The organism is Brasilonema octagenarum UFV-OR1 (genome assembly GCF_963888615.1).
Classification (GTDB): domain Bacteria; phylum Cyanobacteriota; class Cyanobacteriia; order Cyanobacteriales; family Nostocaceae; genus Brasilonema; species Brasilonema sennae.
This window is the reverse complement of the sequence record NZ_CAWPKW010000337.1, coordinates 23,745-29,844: the sequence shown is the minus strand read 5'-3', so window position 1 is coordinate 29,844 and position 6,100 is coordinate 23,745. Positions and strand designations below refer to the sequence as shown.

The window sequence follows — 6,100 nt, the reverse complement described above, 5'->3', positions numbered from 1 at the left end:
GGCGTAGCCGTGCCGCAGGCATAGGGGGCGCTACGCAAACCCAGAGGGTTTCCCGCCGTAGGCGACGGGCGTTCCCGGAGGGAGCCAGTCCTTGATGAGGGTTTCCCGACAGAGGATAAGAGCGTTGGGGTTCCCAAGGCACGTTTTCGGGGGAAGCTTCCCCCGAAAAGCGGCCGCCCCGTTGTGGCGACTGCGGAGGGTTTCGCGCCGCTCAAGACTTGCTCACGGAAAGCCGGCAACGGGAACGCCCCGTTTCTTCTAGAGCGGGAAGAAATTGTCGCCTTACCTTAGCGCCTCGATTTCCCCCCGGCTTCTCACGAAACTGTTATAGAAGCTATATAAGAATGGGAAAAATTATAGCAAGAGGTCTAAAAGTTACAACATAACAAAAAAAGTAAAAAAATATTAAGTAATATATTCTTTATCATCAAATCAAGAAGCAATTCAAATTTAAATTACGCAAAGCATCGGGTTTGATACTTGTTTGTAGAATGCTTACTATATTCCCTTATTCCCTCGAAAGACTGTCTTTGTTAGTATGCAGGTATACTGTAATAAAATAGAAAGTCACAACTACTCAAATGTTGTCTCCAGCTAAGCAAATATACTAAAACATATCGGCTTTAGCCAAAATCACCAAACAGCAAAAAAGTTTGACAAATGATTCAGCCGCTAAACGGTTGCATCACTCATAATTAAGATAATTTCCACCGAAACGTCTTATGAGCGAGTTCGAGCAGTATTATAGAGTTTTGGAATTAGAGCCTGGGGCAACATTTGAGGAAGTGACCCAAGCTTATAAAGATTTGGCTTTTGTATGGCATCCTGATCGCCTGCCAAAAGACAATACCCGTTTACAAGAGAAAGCGCAAAAAAAGCTACAAGAAATTAATGAGGCTCGTGAGCAATTGCGCTTATCGAATATGAAGTATCAAACGTTACAATATTCTGCCTCACACTATTCAGCAGCGTCTGCACAGAAAAATCCAACCGAGAAAACCTATCAACATTCAGCAGCGTCTGCACAGAAAAATCCAACTGAAAAAACCTATCAACATTCAGCAGCGTCTGTACAGAAAAATCCAACCGAGAAAACCTATCAACATTCAGCACCATCTGCACAGAAAAATCCAACCGAGAAAACCTATCAACCACCACACCCAAACCCAGACTTAAGCGGAAAAGACTATAGTCGGGCAAACTTACAAAATAAAGACTTATCTGGCAGAAACATGAGTTATGCGAACTTGAGTGGTGCCAATCTCAGTGATACTTTCATGCATAAAGTGAATCTTAGAGGTGCAAATTTGTCTGAGGCAAATTTATTTAGAGCTAACCTACTTTTAGCTGATCTCCGAGAAGCCAATTTCCGGGGTGCTAATTTAGTTGGAGCAGATTTGAGCGGAGCAGATTTGCGGGGAGCGAACTTCATGGGAGCGCGGATGAAATCTGGTGACAGACTTCTTGTTAAACTGGTTGGAGCTAACTTAGCTGGGGCAATCATGCCTGATGGCAAAATTTACGAATAAGTTAAGACAATGAACGTTGCGATTATTGGTTGCGGATATGTCGGTTGTACAATTGCTCGATATTGGCAACAAACAATGACTTTTGTAGTCACTGCTACTACAACCACTCCTGAACGTGTCCCGGCGCTGCAAGCAGTAGCCCAACGAGTCGAAGTCGTCAAAGGAAATGACCCAGAAGGTCTAAAATCAGTCTTGAAAAATCAAGATGTTGTGCTTTTGAGTGTTGGTGCAAAGAGTGCCGATGTTTACGAAGAAACCTATCTACAAACTGCTCAGACTTTAGTCTCTGTTCTTAAACAGATTCCTAGTATACAGCAACTCATATACACAGGCAGCTATGCTGTTTATGGTGACAGACAGGGAGCATGGGTGGATGAAGAATCACCACCAGCACCTGCTAACCAAAATGGACAAATTATTTGCGATACCGAGCAAGTTTTACTATCAGCATCCAGTGCAAACCTCCGTGTTTGTATTTTGCGATTGGGAGGAATTTACGGTCCAGGTCGAGAACTGGTAAAAATCTTTGGTCGATATGCTGACACAACCCGACCTGGCAATGGCAAGGATACAACAAATTGGATTCACCTTGATGACATTATTGCTGCTATAGAGTTCGCTCGTAACGCTCAACTGCAAGGCATTTATAACTTAGTTGATGATGCCCATCTCACAACTGGGGAATTACTTCAAGGTGTGTTTGAAACACACAATCTACCCAAAGTCACATGGGATTCCTCCCAAGAGAGTAAGCGCCCATATAACGCCAAGGTGTCTAATAAAAAGATAAAAGATGCGGGATATGAATTAATTCATCCCCAGATAATTTTTTAGCTCTTCTTAGGTGCAGTCCCATGATTTCTCAACAGAAAACAGTATCTCCTACCCACTTCTACAATTGGAAAAATTATCGCTGCGCCTATGAGGTTGATAACCCAACTCAATCAACTCGCGAGGGTATTCCCCTATTATTAATACACCCGATTGGCGTTGGCTTATCCCGGCAGTTTTGGCAGCGTTTTTCCAGCGAATGGTATAAACAAGGTCATCGCAATCCCATTTACAACCCCGATTTATTGGGATGCGGTGAAAGCGATATGCCCCATGTGGCTTACACTCCAAGTGACTGGGCAGAACAGTTGCAACACTTTTTAAACACGGTGGTGCAAAAACCTGTCATTTTGGTCGTACAGGGTGCTTTATTTCCAGTTGCAATTGAATTAGTTCAAAAAGAACCATCCAACTTAATAGCCGGACTTGTATTAGCTGGTCCTCCCGGTTGGGCAATCATTACAAAGAAAACACCTCAATGGCAAGATAAACTTATCTGGAATCTATTAGATTCGCCTTTGGGTAATGCTTTTTATCGCTATGCCCGAAGAGAAAAGTTTTTGCGTGATTTCTCAACACGTCAACTGTTTGACTCAACAGATGCAGTTGATGCTGAATGGATAAACACTTTGCAACAAGGTGCAGCAAATAGTGATAGTCGTCATGCAGTTTTCTCTTTTTTAGCTGGTTTTTGGCGCAAAGATTATAGTCAAGCGATCGCTTCTATTAAGCAACCAACGCTGGTCGTTGTTGGGGAAACAGCATCAAATATTAGCAAAGAAGGTAAACAAGAAAAACCAGATGAACGTTTAGCTGATTACCTTGCTTGTTTGCCAAATGGTCGTGGAATCAAAATTCCTGGTAGGAATGTTTTACCATATGAGTCAACGGCTGAGTTTGTTGAGGCGTTAGCGCCGTTTATCAACGATATTTCATAAATCTCCCCACCCTGCTTTCCTGCATGCGGGTGGGTGTTTGAGATAAAAATGTCCAGGAATCGTGAGTCATCATTGATACAAATGGAGGACTATTTCGAGAGGTTTGGTGTCGCAATTTCTGGCCAACTCTCAAAATTGCGCCTCACCCAATCCATACCTACTTCATTATTTAGCTTAATTTTTTGGGGCGTATTCGGATAAATTTTCCCCAAAATATCTGTATCTTGCTCAACCACGACTTTAGCAAAGTTGAGAAACGTCTGCCCAAAAACCTTAATTGTGATATTGTTAGCTAACCCATACATCAGTACGTAAGTTCGTGTCCGAGTTTTGGACTCTGGGACAAACAAGTGGATTTGAGCAACTTTACCAAGTCCGTTTTCCGCATGAGCTATGACTAAGGATGGAAAGTGATTTTCCAAATGAGGCTTAAGAACTTTTGGTAGCAACAACACACTTGGATTTTTCAGTTTTTCACCCAAGCTAGCTGGTGCTGTTGGCATTTCATAAAATGCATGGGAGTGATGCCCGTTATCAATAAACGATTCAAAATGCACTTCCTCAATCCTAAATAAAGGTCGATGAGTTCCGTTTTGGTGATTGTAATCGTGCATATTTAGCAGCATACTCAGTAAATCAGTCTTCACACTCGTATCAGCTGTATGACCGATAAACTCATATTTGGAGGCAATTTCATTCAAGATATTGGGAATCGGTATTTTGGGTTCAAAGCCACCGTATGACCAAATAAAATCTCCCTGAATAATCAGTTCTAGGGGTTTGAGTTGTGGCAGAGTTTTCTTGTTGGAACCGGGCAAAATTGTGCAACCTTCACTATTAAACTCAAGTGCATTAAAAGGACAGACGACTGCACTTGATTTATCTTCACGTTCTTGGCACCAGCCTTCAGATAACATAGCACCCATGTGTGGACAAGCATTGGGCAGGGCATTCACTTTGCCTGTTTTATCTTGCCAAAGGACATAATCACTGCCGTAAAGAGATACTTTTTTTGGCTTGTTGACTTCCAACATAGACTTATGTGCCAATAGCCAGGGCGCACCAGCAAGCATAGACATGATGTTAAACTCTCCTTATTTAATAAAGTTCACGAATTGGCAATCCAAATATGACGCAAGCAGATTTGACTTGCGGTGGATGTACAACGTATATCTGACGTATGTTGAAATGCCTCTATCAGGCAACTCAATTAGGCTCAGGTAGAATCGTCAAATAAAATGTGACCAATTATTCGCTTTTATTTTAATTTATGAGTAAAAGTTCATATTTGTCAAGAGGAATATTGGAAAGAATGTAACGGTGTAGAGAAGATAACTATGAATTCGCCAAAAAAGAAAAACGCATCTATGCGCCGTCAACCTAAGCAAAAGCGCAGTCAGGAACGTGTTGATCGCATTTTAGACGCGGCAGCCGAGGTTTTTGATGAAGTGGGTTATGAGGCGGCGACAACTCATGCGATCGCCCAGAGTGCTAACACAGCCATAGGTTCGCTTTACCAGTTTTTTCCAGACAAATTGGCGATTTTCCATGCTTTGGAATTGCGTCATGTAGAGCGAGTACACGCGGTATGGGCAAAGCTGGATCAGCCAGAAATCATTCAACTTCCGTTTGAGAGATTTATCCGCACTTTAAGAGCAACATTCCAGCAACTTTTTGAGCAACCCACGTCTCGGATGGTTTTTGTTCAATACTTCAGTTCCCAAGCTATCTTCCAAAGCATTGATGATAGCTTTACCGAGGAAGCGATTAACTTTACAGCAAAACTACTGCAAGCGCGTAATCCTGCCTTGAGTACTGAACAGTGCCATTTACTAGGTGAAGTCTGTACCCATGCCTTTAATACTTTGCTACTCCATGCACTCCGCAGCAATGAAACCCACCGCCAGCAGATTTTTGAGCAAATCGAAGCGTTACTGATAGCATACTTACGCCCTCATGTGGGGGATGAAGTTTTGCACAATAAAGTAATGATAGTAATGAAATGTCCTCACTGTGATTCTGAGCGTATTTCTAAAAATGGGCATCGTCATGGCAAGCAGCGTTACCTCTGCAAAGACTGCGGTAAGCAATTCCCTGAAGTTTATTCATTGCAAGGATATGGAGATGAAGTCAAGCAGCAATGTTTGGAACTGTATTGCAATGGTGTTGGTTTTCGGGAAATTGAAAGAAGAACTGGAGTCTCACATAATACGGTGATTCATTGGGTGAAGCAGACTGGTACCAGTTCATAGCAATCTATTAACCCAGTTGCTTCAACCCACCAAGTTATAGGTGCATGATTTATAATCCGTTTAACTTTGAGTTGTACTTAGGAAGTCAACTCGGCTGGCTGTTCCTGTGAGGCTCACAGTGTGATAAGTTTGTAGCTGACCTTCAAGGATAGGAGAACCGCCGCGTTTGGGAGTGCGCTTGGTGGTCAAAATCGCCTCGGTCTGAATGGGGTTCTGTTGACTAGATGGCAGATTAATAGTTGGTACTAGCAGAGTCAGCCGGACTTCCTTCCCTGTATCAGCGTCAGGTTCGACGAGTACTGTAACTAGCTTACCAATCGCGGTATCTAGGGTGCTGATTTCCTCCCCTCTGAATTGCCGGCTGAGGTTGTGAGTGTTATAAGTGAACTGCGCCTCACCGATGAAACTAGTTGTCGAGTAGCTGATCTGTGTGTCTTTGGCGTGGAGTTCAAAGTTATTCGGCTCATTGATTTGTTCGGTCATAGTTGTGTCCTCATTTTGGTAGTGTTAGTGATTTATTTATATAGATGCGTGATACGCATGATTGCGT

6 protein-coding genes are annotated in these 6,100 nt (G+C 42.8%); 4 read left to right on the top strand and 2 right to left on the bottom strand.

The annotated features are described in order from the left end of the window. Positions 1–722 precede the first annotated feature (722 nt). Genes AC5590_RS30675 through AC5590_RS30665 form a run of 3 tightly spaced genes read left to right on the top strand, consistent with a single transcriptional unit; the run spans position 723 to position 3,298 of the window. A complete protein-coding gene (locus tag AC5590_RS30675; RefSeq protein WP_169267053.1) occupies positions 723–1,529 on the top strand; it encodes a pentapeptide repeat-containing protein in 807 nt (268 codons plus the stop codon). A gap of 9 nt (positions 1,530–1,538) precedes the next feature. After that, positions 1,539–2,363 (top strand): SDR family oxidoreductase, encoded by an 825-nt coding sequence (locus tag AC5590_RS30670; RefSeq protein ID WP_169267052.1) that lies wholly within the window; start codon positions 1,539–1,541, stop codon positions 2,361–2,363. A gap of 20 nt (positions 2,364–2,383) precedes the next feature. Next, the gene (locus AC5590_RS30665; protein WP_169267051.1) at positions 2,384–3,298 is read left to right on the top strand and encodes an alpha/beta fold hydrolase; all 915 of its coding nucleotides are present in this window, start codon (positions 2,384–2,386) and stop codon (positions 3,296–3,298) included. Positions 3,299–3,387: 89 nt separating this feature from the next. Here AC5590_RS30665 and AC5590_RS30660 read toward each other — a convergent pair whose 3' ends face one another. After that, complete coding sequence (locus tag AC5590_RS30660; protein WP_211178621.1) at positions 3,388–4,371, bottom strand: Rieske 2Fe-2S domain-containing protein; 984 nt, start codon at positions 4,369–4,371, stop codon at positions 3,388–3,390. 264 nt (positions 4,372–4,635) lie between these two features. On the opposite strand from AC5590_RS30660, the gene AC5590_RS30655 reads away from it, so the two are divergent. Further along, positions 4,636–5,550: a TetR/AcrR family transcriptional regulator gene (locus AC5590_RS30655; RefSeq protein ID WP_211178620.1), complete on the top strand. Its 915-nt coding sequence runs from the start codon at positions 4,636–4,638 to the stop codon at positions 5,548–5,550. Positions 5,551–5,610: 60 nt separating this feature from the next. On the opposite strand, the gene AC5590_RS30650 is transcribed toward AC5590_RS30655, so the two are convergent. After that, the gene (locus AC5590_RS30650) at positions 5,611–6,033 is read right to left on the bottom strand and encodes a hypothetical protein (RefSeq protein WP_169267049.1); all 423 of its coding nucleotides are present in this window, start codon (positions 6,031–6,033) and stop codon (positions 5,611–5,613) included. Positions 6,034–6,100: the final 67 nt, after the last annotated feature.